The sequence below is a fragment of the Galbibacter kalidii genome, assembly GCF_026241135.1.
In the GTDB taxonomy this organism is placed as follows: domain Bacteria; phylum Bacteroidota; class Bacteroidia; order Flavobacteriales; family Flavobacteriaceae; genus Galbibacter.
In genome coordinates this window covers 258,417-274,568 of record NZ_JAPFGA010000002.1, presented here as the reverse complement: position 1 = coordinate 274,568, position 16,152 = coordinate 258,417, and the positions used below count along the sequence as shown (strand labels likewise).

The following is a 16,152-nucleotide window of genomic DNA, read 5'->3' as shown; positions in this document are numbered from 1 at the left end:
TAAAATCCTAAAGTAGTAAAAAATGAACAAATTATAATTTTATCACAATGTATTAACGTTTTGTTAAGAAATTGAATTTTAAAAATGTAATGGGAGGGTTTGGATTTTGGTAAATGTGTAATTGAAGAGATGAAAAGGAAGAAAAAGAATAAGAAATTCCGTTAGAATGAAGATGAAGAATCAACCATCAAGAAATCTTCATCAATCTGGAAACATATTTGCCGATGACATCAAATTCGAGGTTGACTTCTGTTCCTATTTGATAATCCTTAAATCGGGTGTGTTTATAGGTATAGGGGATAATAGCTACGCTAAAGTAGTTTTTTCCGGAATCAACCACGGTTAAGCTGGTGCCGTCAATAGTGATGGATCCTTTTTCAATGGTAACATTGTTTATGCTCGGGTCGTATTCAAAAGTGAACCGCCAACTGCCGTCTTCTTCTTTAATGTCTTTGCAAATCCCCGTTTGATCCACATGTCCCTGAACGATATGTCCGTCAAGACGATCACCGAGTTTCATGGCACGCTCCAGATTAATGTGGTCGCCTATCTTTAATGTTCCGATAGCAGTTTTATCAAGCGTTTCCTTAATGGCTGTTACGGTATATTGGTCGTCGTTAATGTCCACCACGGTCAGGCACACACCATTATGCGATACACTTTGATCTATTTTAAGTTCGCCGGTGATATTGCTTTTTATAGTGATATTCAAATTCTCCTTATCTTTTGTGATATGGGTCACTTGTGCCAACTCTTCTATAATTCCCGTAAACATTCTGTAATTAATTAATTAAATTTGCATATCCATTTTACTATTGATTGCTTAGTCGAATATATCCCAACAAACCTACTAAAGATTAGTGCAAACCGCAACAGAGGGTTGTAAAAAAGCATAAAAACGAACACAATGAAGAACAATAACAACATCAGGGTTGGAATTTCAATTGGTGATCTTAACGGTATAGGCTGTGAAGTGATACTCAAAACTTTTGAAGATAATAGAATGCTTGAGTTTTGTACGCCTGTTATTTTCGGTTCCACAAAAGTGATTTCATACCAGCGAAAAATGTTGAAAATGGACATTGCTTATAATGGTGTTGATAAAGCCTCTAGTGCGGTATCCGGAAAAATCAATGTCGTAAACGTTTGGCAGGAAACTCCCAATATCGAACCGGGAAAAGAAACCGAAGAAGGCGGGAAATACGCTTTTTTATCGCTTAAGGCAGCGGTCAGTGCCCTAAAGAATGATGAGATAGATGTGTTGGTCACGGCACCGATCAACAAACACAATATACAATCAGACGAATTTAATTTCCCCGGACATACCGATTATCTTGCCAAAGCCTTGGATGGAGAAGCGCTCATGTTTATGGTGACCGATGATTTGAAAATAGGTTTGCTTACCGATCATGTTCCGGTAAAGGATGTAAGCAAAAACATAACCCCTGAGTTGGTAGAAAAGAAACTAGCCAAGATTTATGCTTCCCTGAAGCAGGATTTCAGGGTTCGCAAACCTAAGATTGCGGTTTTGGGAATCAATCCGCATACAGGAGACAATGGAGTTATAGGAAATGAAGACGATGAAGTGTTGCGACCGGTGATCAAAAAGATCAGTGAAACCGGAAAGCTGGTCTACGGACCATATGCAGCCGACAGTTTTTTTGGTTCGAGGCAACATGAAAAATTTGATGCTATTTTGGCGGCCTATCACGATCAAGGGCTCATACCTTTTAAAACCCTGTCTTTTGGAAAAGGGGTGAACTATACCGCAGGGCTGTCAAAAGTAAGGACCTCTCCCGACCACGGAACGGCTTTTGAAATTGCCGGAAAAGGAGAAGCCGATCATCATTCTTTTGAAGAGGCGGTTTTTATGGCAATACACATTTTCAGAAACAGAAAAGATTACGAAGAAATAAGCAAAAACCCATTAAAAAAACGACCGGCAAAGTTATAAACAAAAAAAAGTTGATAACATTATTATCATAAATAAAAATTTATATCTTTGCACCCGCCTTATAATTAAGGTGTAAGGTTTTAAAACTGATGTTTAAAATGAAGAAATTTAAGGAGTTTGATATTCCTTTTATAGGATTGAAACAAGGAAAACACCAGTTCGATTATGAAATAGGAAAAGAGTTCTTTGACGCTTTTGAATATGATGAGTTTAACGATGCGAAAGTAGACGTTAAAACAATCTTAGATAAAAAAAGCAATATGTTGGAGTTTACCTTTGAGAGTAGTGGTACGGTGAATGTCTTTTGTGATCTTTCAAACGAGCCATACGATCAGGAAATAAAAGGGAACCTCCATTTGTTGGTAAAATTCGGTGAGGAATATAACGACGAAAATGAAGAAGTCTTGATTATTCCGCACGGCGAGCATCAAATAAATGTAGCACAATATATTTATGAGATGATCGTGCTTTCGGTTCCGAGGAAAAGGATTCATCCGGGAGTGGAAGACGGAAGCCTATCAACAGAAACATTAAAGAAACTGGAAGAGTTTCAACCTAAAGAAGAAAAAGAAAACAAAGACGGGGAAACAGATCCGCGTTGGGATCAATTGAAAAAACTATTAACGGATAAATAAGATTTAAAAATGGCACATCCTAAAAGAAGACAGTCCAGCACAAGAAGAGATAAGAGAAGAACGCATTACAAAGCTACTACTCCTCAGATCGCTACAGATCCTACAACGGGCGAAGCGCATGTGTATCACAGAGCTCACTGGCATGAAGGTAAACTTTATTACCGAGGCCAAGTGCTTATCGATAACACAACTGAAGAAGTAGCATAAGGTAAATTTTTAGCTAAAAGTCAAAACTCTCACATGATGTGAGAGTTTTTTTATTTAAAATTTTTCTATAAATCAAAAACACCCTATTTTGCACCGCTATTCGGATAAAAATTAGTAATTTCAAACTAATTTTCATCGAATTTTGCCCGTTTTTGATAAAAACTTAAGCGAATTATGAATAAACGTAAAGCAGCTATTTCAGCTGTAGGAGCATATGTGCCCGAGTATGTATTGACTAATCAGATACTGGAAACCATGGTTGATACAAACGATGAATGGATCACTTCTAGAACAGGGATCAAGCAAAGGCACATTTTAAAGGAAGAAGGTAAAGGCACTTCTTTCCTTGCCATAAAAGCGGCAGAAGATCTACTTCAAAAAAGTGGAGCCGATCCAAAAGAGATCGATATGGTAATAGTAGCCACAGCAACACCCGATTTACCGGTAGCAGCAACAGCTGCCTATGTGGCGACAGAGATTGGAGCAGTAAATGCATTCTCATACGATTTGCAGGCAGCGTGCTCCAGTTTTTTATTCGGCATGTCCACTGCATCCAGTTATATAGAATCCGGACGTTACAAAAAAATACTTCTGATAGGGGCAGATAAAATGTCTTCTATTATCGACTATACAGACAGAACAACATGTATTATTTTTGGAGATGGTGCAGGAGCGGTTCTTTTTGAACCCAATGAAGAAGGACTTGGCTTGCAGGATGAATACTTGAGGAGCGATGGTGTTGGAAGGGAATTCCTAAATATCAAAGCCGGAGGTTCTATTCTACCCGCTTCTGAAGAAACGGTAAAAAACAAGCAACATTATGTGTTTCAGGACGGAAAAGCGGTGTTTAAGTTTGCCGTGTCCAATATGGCAGATGTTGCAGAAAGGATAATGGTTCGCAATAACCTTACTAAAGAAGACGTTCAATGGTTAGTGCCACATCAAGCAAACAAAAGAATTATAGACGCGACAGCAAAACGCGTAGATTTGGACACTTCGAAGGTAATGGTGAATATTCAAAAATATGGTAATACAACCTCGGCTACATTACCTCTATTGCTAAATGATTATGAAAAACAGCTTAAAAAAGGGGATAATTTAATTTTTGCAGCCTTTGGGGGAGGATTTACCTGGGGATCCATTTATTTAAAATGGGCTTATAACGCATAAACAAACTCAAAACTAACAAAAGTTCAATCATGGAGTTAAAAGAAATTCAAAGTTTAATCAAATTCGTAGCAAAGTCCGGAGCAAGCGAAGTAAAGCTTGAAATGGAGGATGTAAAGATTACGATCAGAACAGGTTCTGATGACAAAAAAGGAGAAGCAACTACTTATGTTCAACAGATTCCTGTAAACCAACCGGTAGCACAACAACCGAGTACCATGCCACAACAAGCACCGGCATCTGCTGCAGAAGGCAGTACAGAGTCTAAAACTACCGCTCCTGAAGATGACAGTAAGTATATCACAATAAAATCACCGATCATTGGTACCTTCTACAGAAAACCATCGCCGGACAAACCTAACTTTGTCGAAGTGGGCGATAGCATAGGAAAAGGAGACGTACTTTGTGTTATCGAAGCTATGAAGTTATTCAACGAGATTGAATCCGAAGTTTCCGGTAAAATTGTAAAAGTGTTGGTTGACGAAGCCTCTCCAGTAGAATTCGATCAACCATTATTTTTGGTAGACCCTTCATAACGTTAAATCACAATTCCCAAACTCCAAATCCCAATTTTTTGGAATTTGATTTTTGAGATTTAAAATTTGAACTGTATGTTTAAAAAAATATTGATCGCGAACAGAGGGGAAATAGCACTACGTGTTATTAGAACCTGTAAAGAGATGGGCATCAAAACGGTAGCTGTATACTCTAAAGCTGATGAAGAAAGCCTGCATGTTAGGTTTGCTGATGAAGCTGTTTGTATAGGACCGGCACCGAGTAAGGATTCATACCTTAAAATATCCAATATCATAGCGGCTGCAGAAATTACCAATGCCGATGCGATCCATCCCGGATACGGATTCCTTTCAGAAAACGCCAATTTTTCAAGAATATGTAAGGAACACGGCATTAAATTTATAGGTGCAGGCCCCGAAATGATCGAACGAATGGGGGATAAAGCCAGTGCCAAAGCAACAATGAAAGCTGCAAAAGTGCCTACGGTTCCCGGTTCAGACGGATTGTTGGAATCTTTGAAAGAAGCAAAGAAACTGGCCAAAGAAATGGGCTATCCCGTGATGCTGAAAGCAACTGCCGGAGGTGGCGGAAAAGGAATGCGTGCCGTATGGAAAGAAGAAGACCTTCAAAAAGCCCTTGAAAGTGCACAACAAGAAGCCGGAGCTGCTTTTGGAAACGACGGTATGTATATGGAAAAACTCATAGAAGAGCCACGACATATCGAGATACAAATTATAGGCGACCAGTTTGGAAAAGCGTGTCACCTGTCTGAAAGGGATTGCTCTGTGCAACGAAGACACCAAAAACTTACCGAAGAAACCCCTTCACCATTTATGACCGATGAACTTCGTGATAAAATGGGGAAAGCGGCTGTAAAAGCAGCAGAATATATCAAATATGAAGGCGCCGGAACAGTAGAGTTCTTAGTGGATAAACACAGGAATTTCTACTTTATGGAGATGAATACCCGTATTCAGGTGGAGCACCCGATTACGGAACAGGTGATAGACTACGATTTGATCCGCGAACAAATCTTGGTAGCGGCAGGAGTACCAATCTCCGGAAAGAATTACTTCCCAAAACTACATTCAATTGAGTGTAGGATCAATGCGGAAGACCCGTATAACGATTTTAGACCTTCTCCGGGAAAAATAACTACCCTGCATGCTCCGGGCGGACACGGAGTGCGCTTAGACACGCATGTGTACAGCGGATATATAATTCCGCCGAACTATGACTCGATGATCGCCAAGTTGATCACAACTGCCCAAACAAGGGAAGAGGCGATCAACAAAATGAAGCGCGCTTTGGATGAGTTCGTTATCGAAGGTATAAAAACCACTATTCCTTTCCATAGACAGTTGATGGATCATCCGGATTATATCGCCGGAAATTATACAACCAAATTCATGGAGGATTTTAAAATGAAACCACAGGAAGAAGAGTAGTTAATACGCTTCAACAATAAAAATCAAAGACCGCATTATTTATTTAATGCGGTTTTTTTGTTTCCCAATACTGAATTAAAAACCTTAATTTCATACCATGGAAAACAGCTTTTCATATTGGGAAAGAGACACCTATTTTACAAACATCGATTTTACGGTTGTCGGCGCTGGAATTGTCGGGCTAAATTGTGCTTTGGAACTTAAAAGAAAACATCCGAAGGCAAAGATCTTGGTGTTGGAAAGGGGAATATTACCCAAAGGAGCGAGTACCAAAAATGCCGGTTTTGCCTGTTTCGGAAGTATTTCTGAATTACTGGATGACCTGCAAACACTTTCCGAAGAAGAAATGATTCGTCTGGTTGAAAAACGCGACAGCGGACTACAACAGTTGAAAAATACTTTAGGTGAAGATAATATTGGCTACAAAACCTACAAAGGTTATGAACTGTTCTTAAAAGACGACCCGGAGCTATTTGAAAGCTGTATGGAAAACAGGGACTACATCAACGAACTCTTATTTCCTTTATTTAAAACGGAGGTGTTTTCAGTAGAAAAAAACAGCTTTTCCTTTTCGGGAATACACGACCACTATATGGTAAATCATCTGGAAGGACAGCTCAATACCGGAAAAATGATGGATGCTTTGTACAGCAAATGTGTTGAAGAAGGGATTAAAATCCTGTACGGTGTTGAGGTAGCATCCTATGAAGAAACAGGGGAAAATGTTAGTGTAAAAACGAATGTGATTTCCTTCAACACCAAAAAACTCTTGCTTGCTACCAACGGATTTGCCTCAAAGTTTGTCAACGATGAAATAAAACCGGTACGCGCACAGGTGTTGGTGACCAAACCGATCAAAAACCTTCATATAAAAGGGACTTTCCATCTGGATAAGGGCTATTATTACTTCAGAAATATAAATGACAGAATACTCCTGGGAGGAGGGAGGAATCTGGATTTTAATGCTGAAGAAACATCAGAATTTGGATTGACATCTCTTGTTCAGGATAAATTAAAGGAACTCTTAAAAACAGTGATTTTACCACAAACCCCGCATGAAATTGACACTAGCTGGAGTGGAATCATGGGCGTTGGTTCTACAAAAGAGCCGATAATAAAAGCACTTTCCCACAACATTTTCTGTGGGGTTCGTTTAGGAGGTATGGGCATTGCCATTGGGGCTCATGTCGGAAAAGAATTGGCAAATTTAACAACATAGCATGTTTCGCAAAGCAATACGGTTTATTTTCAAGTGTTTACTGGGGCTTGTTTTCATTTCCATAGGTTTGGTTTTGGTGTTCAAATGGGTGCCGGTGCCTGTAACCCCGCTTATGGTCATTCGGGCTGTGGAGCAAAAACAAGCCGGAAAAGAAGTAGTTTGGGAACACGATTGGGTCTCGATCGGCAAGATTTCAAAAAACCTTCAATTGGCCGTTGTTTGCAGTGAAGACCAGAAATTTGTTGAACACAAGGGTTTTGATGTAGAAGCCATAGAAAAGGTGATTCGGGAATCCTCAAACGGAGGCCGGATGAGAGGAGCCAGCACCATCAGTCAACAAACAGCAAAAAATGTTTTTCTGTGGCCGGAGCGGAGTTGGTTCCGAAAAGGGCTGGAAGCCTATTTCACCTTTCTTATTGAAATGTTCTGGAGTAAAGAGCGCATCCTGGAGGTGTATCTGAACAGCATCGAAATGGGAAAAGGAATCTACGGTGCTGAAGCAGCTTCGCAGTTTTGGTTCAAAAAACAGGCTTCCGGTTTGTCTCAATATGAAGCAGCTGCCATTGCGGCTATTTTACCCAATCCACAGTTGATGAAAGCCAACCCTGCCAGTGTTTACGTCCAAAGCAGAAAAGAATGGATCGTCAGGCAAATGAATTATTATGGGCCTTTTACGCTTCCGAAATAGCTAATCGACACTTCTTTCTTTTAAAAATTCTTGTCGTACAATTTTAGCTGTTTTATGTGTTCCTGTATGACTCCATCCGGGAGGCATTATGATATAGGCTAACTTGTTTTTAATGCCGGGAGCATAATATACATCTTTGCAAAGCGCAATAATTTCTCCAAAATAAACATCTATAAAATTCCCTGAATCCATTTTTCGGGTAATGCCATATTCTATTTTTAAGTCTTTTTCCTCATTTTGGTATGTCCCAAAAACTTTGTCCCATATATTTAGCAGGTTACAAAAATTTGTATCCATATATAAAGGGTTTCTAGCGTGATGTACTCTGTGGTGGGATGGAGTTAAAATAATTTTATTTAAAAAACCAAGTCTGCCATCTTTTATTAAATTCTCACCAACATGAATAAATGCACCATAAGTTCCGTCAATAAACATAATAATAAAAAGCATTTCCGGTTTTATTCCTGCTAAAATGCAGACCGTGGTTCGGATTGCATCCGCATAAGGAGCTTCCAAGAAAAAATGCGCATGAGTAACCGAAAGGTTCATGTCTTCTGGAGAATGGTGTGTAGAGTGTAAGCACCAAAATAAACGAACTTTATGCCCCCAATAGTGATATAGAAAATGTGCAAACTCCCACACAACATATCCATATATAAACCAATACCATTTTAGCGATGTTTCAAATGGGGCATACGACCCTAAAACTCCAATAAGAAAAGTGACAACCGCAATAGCGATAAACCTTCCAACAATACGGTTAAAAACATATGTCAAGAACGTTATTTTGTAGATTTTTGTTTGTGGTTTTTTATAGACAAGCCCTAGTATAAATTCCAAAAGTATTAATAATGGGATAATAGGAAATATTAAAGCGGTAATGCCTTGATATGTTTTAAGGGCTTCATAATTGCCACTTTGTAAAATATCCCACACTTGGGAAACGCCAAAAAATTTTATAATTTCTTCATATAAACTATTAAATATTTCCATTTTTCATAAGCATTTAGGCAAACATCAATACTTGTGAAAAATATGAAATTTGATTTGTATTGTGAATTATAATTTGCATTAAGTTTCCTTCTCATATAATTTCTTCATCTAAATTTTATTTTCAAAAGCTTATATTTACTCACTAAGTGAGATTTATAATGCTCCGATGCCTGCCTATGCCGGCAGGCCTGCCCCCGAGGTAGTCGATTATAATACTTTTATAAACTATGATAAGAGCCAAGCTGCTATTTATTTTTTTTATCACATTGTTGTTGGTTGCCTGCAAAGAAGAGAACAGCCCAATAGCTATAGCTAAAACACCAGTTTTAAACCTTAATGAAGCTAATAGGTTGGCATCGCTACCTTTGGAATGTATGCAAACCGAATTTCCGAATAAACTGAATCAGACCTTACAGGACAGTTCGCACTTGGGAACACCAAAAAAATTACATCCGGCCTTTTACGGCTGTTTTGATTGGCATTCGTCAGTACACGGACATTGGTCCTTGGTGTCGCTTTTAAAGCAATTTCCTGCTCTGGAAACTGCCGATGAGATCAGAAAAAAATTAAAAACCAATTTGTCAAAAGAAAATATTGAAGCTGAAATCGCCTATTTCAAGATGAAAGGCAATGCCTCTTTTGAACGAACCTACGGATGGGCTTGGATATTAAAGTTGGCGGAAGAGCTGCACACATGGGATGACGCTTTGGGAAGCGAGCTAGAGAGAAACCTACAACCGCTAACCGATTATGTCGTTCAGGGATATATCGATTTTCTGCCTAAACTGAATTACCCCATTCGCGTAGGCGAACACACCAACACGGCTTTTGGACTATCCCTGGCGATGGATTATGCCAAGACTTTGAATAAAGGAGAGTTACAGGAAATGATTGTACAAACCGTAGATCGTTTTTATAAAAATGATGCCGGCTGTCCGATGGCTTGGGAACCCAGTGGTTTCGACTTTCTTTCCCCCTGTTTGGAGGAAGCCAATTTGGTGCGAAAAGTGTATTCAAAAGAAAAATATAAAGCGTGGCTAAAACAGTTTATGCCACAATTATCAGCTACGGATTTCACACTGGAACCCGGAAAGGTAGGCGACCGTACCGAAGGTAAATTAGTGCATTTAGACGGACTGAATTTCAGCAGGGCATGGTGCCTTTACGGGATCGCAGAAACCCTGCCGGAGTATGAGCACTTAAAGAATATCGCCAATCAGCATATCAACTATTCCCTCCCTCATATTGTTGATGATAATTATAGCGGAACCCATTGGCTGGGGACCTTTGCGCTATATGCTTTAAATCATATAGAATAAAATTATTGGCTATATTTAACCAGTAACCCAAATTAAAGCCTTAAAAATGGAACTTAATGAGCAATTGGCATTTTGTAAAAAATGTGAAAAAAGAAAATTTGATTCAAAAACGGGGATAGTTTGTTCGCTAACGGATAGAAAACCCGACTTTCAAAATGAGTGTAGTGATTTTTCTTTAGATATTAAGCAAGCAAATAAAATTGCGACCAGATCAGAAGGGTCATCAGGAAAAGTTAAAACATGGGGGTATATAGCAGCCGCAATTTTGATTATAAAGATTCTGATGAGAATATTCAGGGATAATTAGTTTGCTATTGGCAAAACCATCAGTTAAAAGCTAAGGATGTTCAAAAAAATAGGTCCGGGAGTTTTAGTAGCGGCCGCTTTTATCGGTCCGGGAACGGTGACAGCCTGTATGCTCGCCGGGGTTTCCTTTGGATATGCCCTGTTGTGGGCAATGTTGCTTTCCGTCCTTGCTACTGTGGTATTGCAGGAAATGGCGGCACGTGTAGGGATTGTCACCCAAAAAGGTCTGGCAGACGTACTTAAAACCGAGTTGAGCACCCCTTGGATCCGTTATACCGCCATAGCTGTAATCTTGGGTGCTATTGTTGTCGGTAACGCAGCCTATGAAGGCGGCAACATAGGCGGGGCGACTTTAGGGCTACAGGCGATTTTTGGAGATGATCACAATCAGTTCTACCCGCTAGTCATAGGTCTGTTGGCTTTTGTATTCCTTTTTACGGGAAGTTATAAGTTTATAGAAAAGACGCTGGTATGGCTGGTGATTGTGATGAGCCTTTCTTTTGTGGTCACGGCCATAGTGACCAAACCCGATATCACGAAGGTCTTAAAAGGACTTTTCGCACCTTCGGTCCCTGAGGGAAGTCTGTTGACCATCATCGCCTTGGTGGGAACCACCATCGTACCCTATAATTTGTTTTTACACGCCTCTTTGGTCAGTGAAAAATGGTCGTCCACCAAACACTTAAAAGACGCCAAACGGGATACTGTAGTCTCCATTCTTTTAGGCGGATTCGTCTCTATGGCGATTATGGTCACGGCGGCGCAAATCCCCGGAAGTGAAATCACCGATGTATCAGGCCTGGCAAAAGGACTCGAACCGGTGTACGGAAACAGTGCGACCTATTTTATAGGCATCGGACTCTTCGCAGCAGGATTAACATCCGCTATTACGGCACCCCTGGCAGCGGCCTATGTGGCAGCAAGCTGCTTTGGTTGGAATGCAGGTTTAAAAGACAATAGGTTTAGGGCGGTATGGATGCTGATCATCGCTTTGGGTGTATTCTTTATGTCCTTCGGAATAAAACCCATCGAAGTCATCCGGCTTGCACAGATCGCCAACGGCATCCTGCTACCCGTGATCGCCATCTTCCTGCTGTGGGTAGTCAATAAAACCACGGTGATGGGGAATTATAAAAACACCCCCCTTCAAAATATAATCGGGATACTCATCGTTTGTATGGCAGTCCTCTTAGGACTCAGGGCGATTTTAAAAGTAGTGGGGTGGTGGTGATTTATATAAAGCTCGATAGAGGGGATAGAAACCGACCTATGATAAATCTCTTGAAAATCAAGGCAGCAGTAGAGATTGGGATGAAAAATTGTTTGAGCTTGCGAGTTTTTTTTCATCCGTGGCTGAGGGTGCCGTAGCATTTTCTTAGAGATTTATCATCAGTCTTGATTTTTTTGGTTCGTTTTTGTATCAAGACAAAAATGAACAAATGATTATCAAAGTTGTGAAGATAAAAGTAATGGTAGAAATGTTTTTCCATGCCAAACATTATTCAAGCACGGATTGCAAAGCTGTCAACCAACGACTAGATCCACACTATCGGGATCCTTAAAAAAGAAAAAAATGAAAGAAATAAAACCCCAATTAATAACAGTATGCAAGCAACTCCTGAAAGAACGCTTGCACAAAGCCCAAGAAGCAATGACCGCCATAGAAGAAGCACTGACAAGCGAAACCAAAAGCAGTGCCGGTGACAAACACGAAACCGGTCGCGCCATGCTCCAACTCGAACGGGAGAAAAACGGACAACGCTTAGCAGAAGCAGAACAGACAAACCGCTATTTTTCCGCCATCGATTTTGAAAGCCAACCCGATAGGGTAAAACTGGGCAGCCTTGTAAAAACAGAAGAACATTACTACTTTATTTCAGTATCATTAGGCGCAGTTACCGTTCAAAACACCCCCGTTTTCTGCATCTCACTACAATCCCCCATCGGAAAGCTATTACTAGGCAAAACCAAAGAAGAAACCATCACCTTCAACGGAAAAGCCATCACTGTTCAGGATATTTATTAATACTCAAACCCCAAATTCCAAAATCTTCAATTTTAAACCCAAAACTCCCGTCCCCGGTCATCGGTCACCCGTCTTTCAAACCAACTCCTGACTTCGGACTCCCGACTTCTATCCTTTCACAACAGATTTCATCCCCTTCACAACAATTATTCTCCTTTTAAGCGAAAAAAATATAATTTGAAGAATAATAAACACCCCGTTTTACGGAATCTCGTATGGATGCTTAATATAAATTTGATTATTTTCGGGGAGCGTTTATATTGAAAAGTGTTGTTGTCTAAAAAATGACTCTGTTGGATGGCGCTTTTTTGGTTTATGTGGCAGAGTTGCCTGCAATTATGAAGAAATAATCTAATAATCTAAATGAAACAAAGAATAGCACATATAGCATTAGTAGTAAAAGACTATGACGAGGCAATCGACTTCTACACAAAAAAATTAGACTTTGACCTTCTTGAAGACACTAAGATTGATGAAAAGAAAAGATGGGTTATGGTTGCTCCTCCAGGGGCGAAAGAATGTTGTCTTTTACTTGCTAAAGCAGCTAACGAAAAGCAATCAAAAAGCATTGGAAATCAAACTGGAGGTAGGGTGTTTTTATTTCTTTTCACAGACGATTTTTGGAGAGATTATAACAAAATGGTTGACAGAAATATAAATTTTGTCAGACCTCCAACAGAATATGAATATGGAAGAGTTGCCGTGTTTGAAGATTTGTATGGAAACCTTTGGGACTTATTAGAACCAAGTGAGAATAATAAAAGCAGGTAACACAGAGCAAGCATAATGCTTGGCATGGAAAAAATTTTGACGATATCTGGGTTTTTGAAGCCTTAAACAATTGTAAAATACTGACGTCTTTTAAACGCTAATACTAACAGTAAAATTGATTCTTCAACTTATTCGAACAATACTTACGCCAAGAACAGCATCAACACTGTCTTTTGTTGCTGGGGAGGCATTTGAATCTGTGACTTGAATCCAATAATAAAATTTATCCAAATCAATTTTCAAATTTTCCACATTAGAGTCCGAAAATCTAATATTATTTTGAACAGGATCTATTTGCACTCCCACACATGTTAGAATTGTTTCAACAGCGCCATTTACTCGGTTAGCTCTGCGAAGTTGGATATTTGTACCCAAAAGGTCGGCAACTTTTCTTTCTAAGTGAGCTCTAAGGGCATACCTACCTTCAGGGAAAGACTTGCTAACGGATGCTACAAATACAATTTTACCTGATTCTCCTGCTTTAAATTTTACACGACCAGCGGTTGTAACATATTTATTTTCTTGAACTGTGTTGGCAGTTGGTGTCATGCACATTGCTGGAATTGACCATACATTACTTTGCATAATTTTAGTTTTTTAAGATTGATTAATAATATACAGAAACATATATCCATGTAAAAGGGTAGTAACACCCTAATTTATTAGGTAGGGATTATACCCGCTCCTCAAAGCCCCCCTTTTGACAAAGGAGTATAAAAGAAAGTGCAAGTCACAGCTCCTCCCTTTAGATAAAGGGAGGTGGCCGAGTTCAATTCTGCAAGAATTGTACGAGGTCGGAGGGTTCTGAAATCCAAAACCACAGGTGTAAAAGCAAACATTTACTGCTAAAACCAAAAGCATGGGCTTTCAAACACCCCTAAGGTCCCCTCAAGGAGGGTCAAGTGTTTAAAAAACATCCGGTGGATGTTTTTAGCGAACCTGCCTGTCGGCAGACAGGGGAGCCAGCTTGCCGCATGGGCGAGTTCTTTCACGCTTCAAGGTCTCAACCTTCAACTTCCAAATTATCCTCCCCAAAAAAAAAATCCACTTTTTCACGCAACCTTTTTGCCTTTTTTGTTTCTAATAAATAGACAAACAACATTAAAACAAAGTAATTCAAAAAAAAACAAACAGATGAAACAAATAATTATCGCCGCATTTCTTATGGTTTTTACAGGAACATTCATCAGTTGCTCAGACGATGATGGTGTTGACTGTACACCAGAATACACAGGAGAACTGACTACAGGAGAAACATCTTTGGTGGGAACATGGACACTAACTGCCCTGGTATTGGATGAAGAAGTAGACTTGACCGATGATGGGGAGGACAATCCATCAACCGACTGGTATGCACAACGCACCGACTGTGAAAATGACGAGGTTTATACTTTCAGCTCCGATAGGTCTTTTAGTATTGAACAAGGAGTATCTGTTGAAGGATGCAGCAACCCCGCGGAATTTACGGGAACATGGAAACTGTCAAGTGGCGCATTGGCATCAAATTACGCATCAGCCTGTTTGGAAGAATTTAGTGCTTTAGACTTTAATGCAGAACAAACAAGTTTTAATATTACAAAAACAGGAATCATAAGAGATGTAAATGGTGAAGATGTGCAAGTAGAAGTGGTGTTTACATATACCAAAGATACTGCGGAACAAGCACCGGAGTAAACAAAAAGATAAGTGTTTTAGGTAAAAAGGCTGGTAATCATTTGTGATTACCGGCCTTTTTTATTTTTACTAAGTCGGTTTCTGAATCGAAATTAAGCTTTTGAGTGAAAATCATGTCAGTTCGATTTCTATGAATATTGCGAAGCAATTTTATTCCATGCGGTGTATCGAGAACAAGTGATTTACTCTTCAATAGCAGTGATATAAACTTCCTTTTCTGCCGGGATATACGCTGAATGATTTACATAGACCGTTCTCCTGCCCAATTTTCCTTTGATGAGGTAATGAGTGCCTTGAAAGTATGAATTTTTCACGGTCAGTTTTAAAGGAGATTGCTGCACAATCTTCAACTGATGTGGGTATAGCAGTGATTTTTTGGAAGCTTTAATATCATCATAAAACAGCGATAACGGTAATTCGTTTACTTCTCCAAATAAAGAGGCCACATATTTATTCTTGGGTTGCCGATAAAGATCCAGCGGTGTGTTTTTATCAACCATTTTACCATGTCTTAAAACCATAGTACTATCTGCAAAAGAAAGACTGTCGGCATTGTCATGTGTCGCCGTGATACAGGCAATGTTTTGTTCTTTCAGATAAGCGAAGATATTACGCCGAAGTTTATTTTTTTTGAAATTGTCAACATTGCTGAAGGGTTCATCCAGAAGTAATAACTCAGGTGCTTTGGCCACAGCTTTGGCTAAAGCCACGCGCTGTTGTTGTCCGCCGCTTAAGGCTGTGGGTTTCACTTTGGCATAGTTGGTCATACCAACCACATCCAGCAGCTCTGCGATGCGTTTCTTTTTCTTCCTCGGATAAAAATTGGAAAGGAATTTCCCGATGTTCTCTTCCACTGTGATATAAGGCATAAGGTCGTAATCCTGAGCCACGTATTTCATAAAGGCTTCTCCGGGAACGATGTTGTAATTTGGTCCCAACAACTGCTTTTCATCCCAAAAAATCTTTCCTTTTTCAATGTGATAGAGTCCATAGATCACTTTTAGCAGCGTACTTTTCCCCGAACCGCTTTCCCCAATGATGGATAAATGTTCTCCTTTTTCCAGGGTGAAGCTTATGTTTTTTAGAACAGGTGTTTCGTTGTATTGAAAAGAGACCTTTTGTACGTCGAGCATCAGTAATTGTTTGGGCAAAGATAAAGATTATGTTTTTGAAGAAAACGCTGTATGTTCATTGAAAAAAGGTTGTCTAAAAAGTCATAAAGCTAGTTG

Annotated in this window: 18 protein-coding genes; 14 read left to right on the top strand and 4 right to left on the bottom strand. The window is 39.6% G+C overall.

Annotated elements, in window-relative coordinates:
• Positions 1 to 187: 187 nt before the first annotated feature.
• The gene (locus OOZ15_RS03435; protein WP_265954319.1) at positions 188 to 775 is read right to left on the bottom strand and encodes a riboflavin synthase; all 588 of its coding nucleotides are present in this window, start codon (positions 773 to 775) and stop codon (positions 188 to 190) included.
• Between the two features lie 132 nt (positions 776 to 907).
• Between OOZ15_RS03435 and pdxA the strand changes: the two genes are divergently transcribed.
• The 8 genes from pdxA (at position 908) to mtgA (ending at position 7,834) form a co-directional block, all read left to right on the top strand.
• The gene (gene pdxA / locus OOZ15_RS03430) at positions 908 to 1,954 is read left to right on the top strand and encodes a 4-hydroxythreonine-4-phosphate dehydrogenase PdxA (protein WP_265954317.1); all 1,047 of its coding nucleotides are present in this window, start codon (positions 908 to 910) and stop codon (positions 1,952 to 1,954) included.
• A 98-nt stretch (positions 1,955 to 2,052) separates the two neighbouring features.
• Positions 2,053 to 2,589, top strand: a complete 537-nt coding sequence (locus OOZ15_RS03425) for a YceD family protein (RefSeq protein ID WP_265954315.1) — start codon at positions 2,053 to 2,055, stop codon at positions 2,587 to 2,589.
• Positions 2,590 to 2,598: 9 nt separating this feature from the next.
• Positions 2,599 to 2,796, top strand: coding sequence for a 50S ribosomal protein L32 (gene rpmF / locus OOZ15_RS03420; RefSeq protein WP_008611284.1), 198 nt, complete (start codon positions 2,599 to 2,601; stop codon positions 2,794 to 2,796).
• A gap of 174 nt (positions 2,797 to 2,970) precedes the next feature.
• On the top strand, positions 2,971 to 3,966 hold the full coding sequence (locus OOZ15_RS03415) for a beta-ketoacyl-ACP synthase III (protein ID WP_265954311.1): 996 nt from the start codon (positions 2,971 to 2,973) through the stop codon (positions 3,964 to 3,966).
• A 29-nt stretch (positions 3,967 to 3,995) separates the two neighbouring features.
• Positions 3,996 to 4,499 (top strand): acetyl-CoA carboxylase biotin carboxyl carrier protein, encoded by a 504-nt coding sequence (gene accB / locus OOZ15_RS03410; RefSeq protein ID WP_265954310.1) that lies wholly within the window; start codon positions 3,996 to 3,998, stop codon positions 4,497 to 4,499.
• 75 nt (positions 4,500 to 4,574) lie between these two features.
• A complete protein-coding gene (accC, locus tag OOZ15_RS03405) occupies positions 4,575 to 5,927 on the top strand; it encodes an acetyl-CoA carboxylase biotin carboxylase subunit (RefSeq protein WP_265954309.1) in 1,353 nt (450 codons plus the stop codon).
• Between the two features lie 97 nt (positions 5,928 to 6,024).
• The gene (locus tag OOZ15_RS03400; RefSeq protein WP_265954308.1) at positions 6,025 to 7,146 is read left to right on the top strand and encodes an NAD(P)/FAD-dependent oxidoreductase; all 1,122 of its coding nucleotides are present in this window, start codon (positions 6,025 to 6,027) and stop codon (positions 7,144 to 7,146) included.
• 1 nt (position 7,147) lies between these two features.
• A complete protein-coding gene (gene mtgA, locus OOZ15_RS03395) occupies positions 7,148 to 7,834 on the top strand; it encodes a monofunctional biosynthetic peptidoglycan transglycosylase (protein ID WP_265954307.1) in 687 nt (228 codons plus the stop codon).
• Here the strand turns inward: mtgA and OOZ15_RS03390 are convergent, their stop codons facing one another.
• Positions 7,835 to 8,827: a sterol desaturase family protein gene (locus OOZ15_RS03390; RefSeq protein ID WP_265954306.1), complete on the bottom strand. Its 993-nt coding sequence runs from the start codon at positions 8,825 to 8,827 to the stop codon at positions 7,835 to 7,837.
• Between the two features lie 227 nt (positions 8,828 to 9,054).
• Between OOZ15_RS03390 and OOZ15_RS03385 the strand changes: the two genes are divergently transcribed.
• The 5 genes from OOZ15_RS03385 (at position 9,055) to OOZ15_RS03365 (ending at position 13,249) form a co-directional block, all read left to right on the top strand.
• Positions 9,055 to 10,146 carry a DUF2891 domain-containing protein gene (locus OOZ15_RS03385; RefSeq protein WP_265954305.1) on the top strand — a complete coding sequence of 364 codons (1,092 nt, stop codon included), beginning with the start codon at positions 9,055 to 9,057 and terminating at the stop codon, positions 10,144 to 10,146.
• 46 nt (positions 10,147 to 10,192) lie between these two features.
• Positions 10,193 to 10,453: a hypothetical protein gene (locus OOZ15_RS03380; RefSeq protein ID WP_265954304.1), complete on the top strand. Its 261-nt coding sequence runs from the start codon at positions 10,193 to 10,195 to the stop codon at positions 10,451 to 10,453.
• A gap of 36 nt (positions 10,454 to 10,489) precedes the next feature.
• Complete coding sequence (locus tag OOZ15_RS03375) at positions 10,490 to 11,683, top strand: Nramp family divalent metal transporter (protein WP_265954303.1); 1,194 nt, start codon at positions 10,490 to 10,492, stop codon at positions 11,681 to 11,683.
• A 342-nt stretch (positions 11,684 to 12,025) separates the two neighbouring features.
• Positions 12,026 to 12,478: a 3-oxoacyl-ACP synthase gene (locus tag OOZ15_RS03370; RefSeq protein WP_265954302.1), complete on the top strand. Its 453-nt coding sequence runs from the start codon at positions 12,026 to 12,028 to the stop codon at positions 12,476 to 12,478.
• A gap of 363 nt (positions 12,479 to 12,841) precedes the next feature.
• Entirely contained in the window at positions 12,842 to 13,249 is a 408-nt protein-coding gene (locus tag OOZ15_RS03365; RefSeq protein WP_265954301.1) for a VOC family protein, read from the top strand.
• A gap of 123 nt (positions 13,250 to 13,372) precedes the next feature.
• On the opposite strand, the gene OOZ15_RS03360 is transcribed toward OOZ15_RS03365, so the two are convergent.
• Entirely contained in the window at positions 13,373 to 13,834 is a 462-nt protein-coding gene (locus OOZ15_RS03360) for a hypothetical protein (RefSeq protein WP_265954300.1), read from the bottom strand.
• Between the two features lie 549 nt (positions 13,835 to 14,383).
• Here OOZ15_RS03360 and OOZ15_RS03355 point away from each other — a divergent pair.
• Entirely contained in the window at positions 14,384 to 14,923 is a 540-nt protein-coding gene (locus tag OOZ15_RS03355; protein WP_265954299.1) for a DUF5004 domain-containing protein, read from the top strand.
• Between the two features lie 182 nt (positions 14,924 to 15,105).
• Here the strand turns inward: OOZ15_RS03355 and OOZ15_RS03350 are convergent, their stop codons facing one another.
• The gene (locus OOZ15_RS03350; RefSeq protein ID WP_265954298.1) at positions 15,106 to 16,056 is read right to left on the bottom strand and encodes an ABC transporter ATP-binding protein; all 951 of its coding nucleotides are present in this window, start codon (positions 16,054 to 16,056) and stop codon (positions 15,106 to 15,108) included.
• Between the last annotated feature and the right edge of the window lie 96 nt (positions 16,057 to 16,152).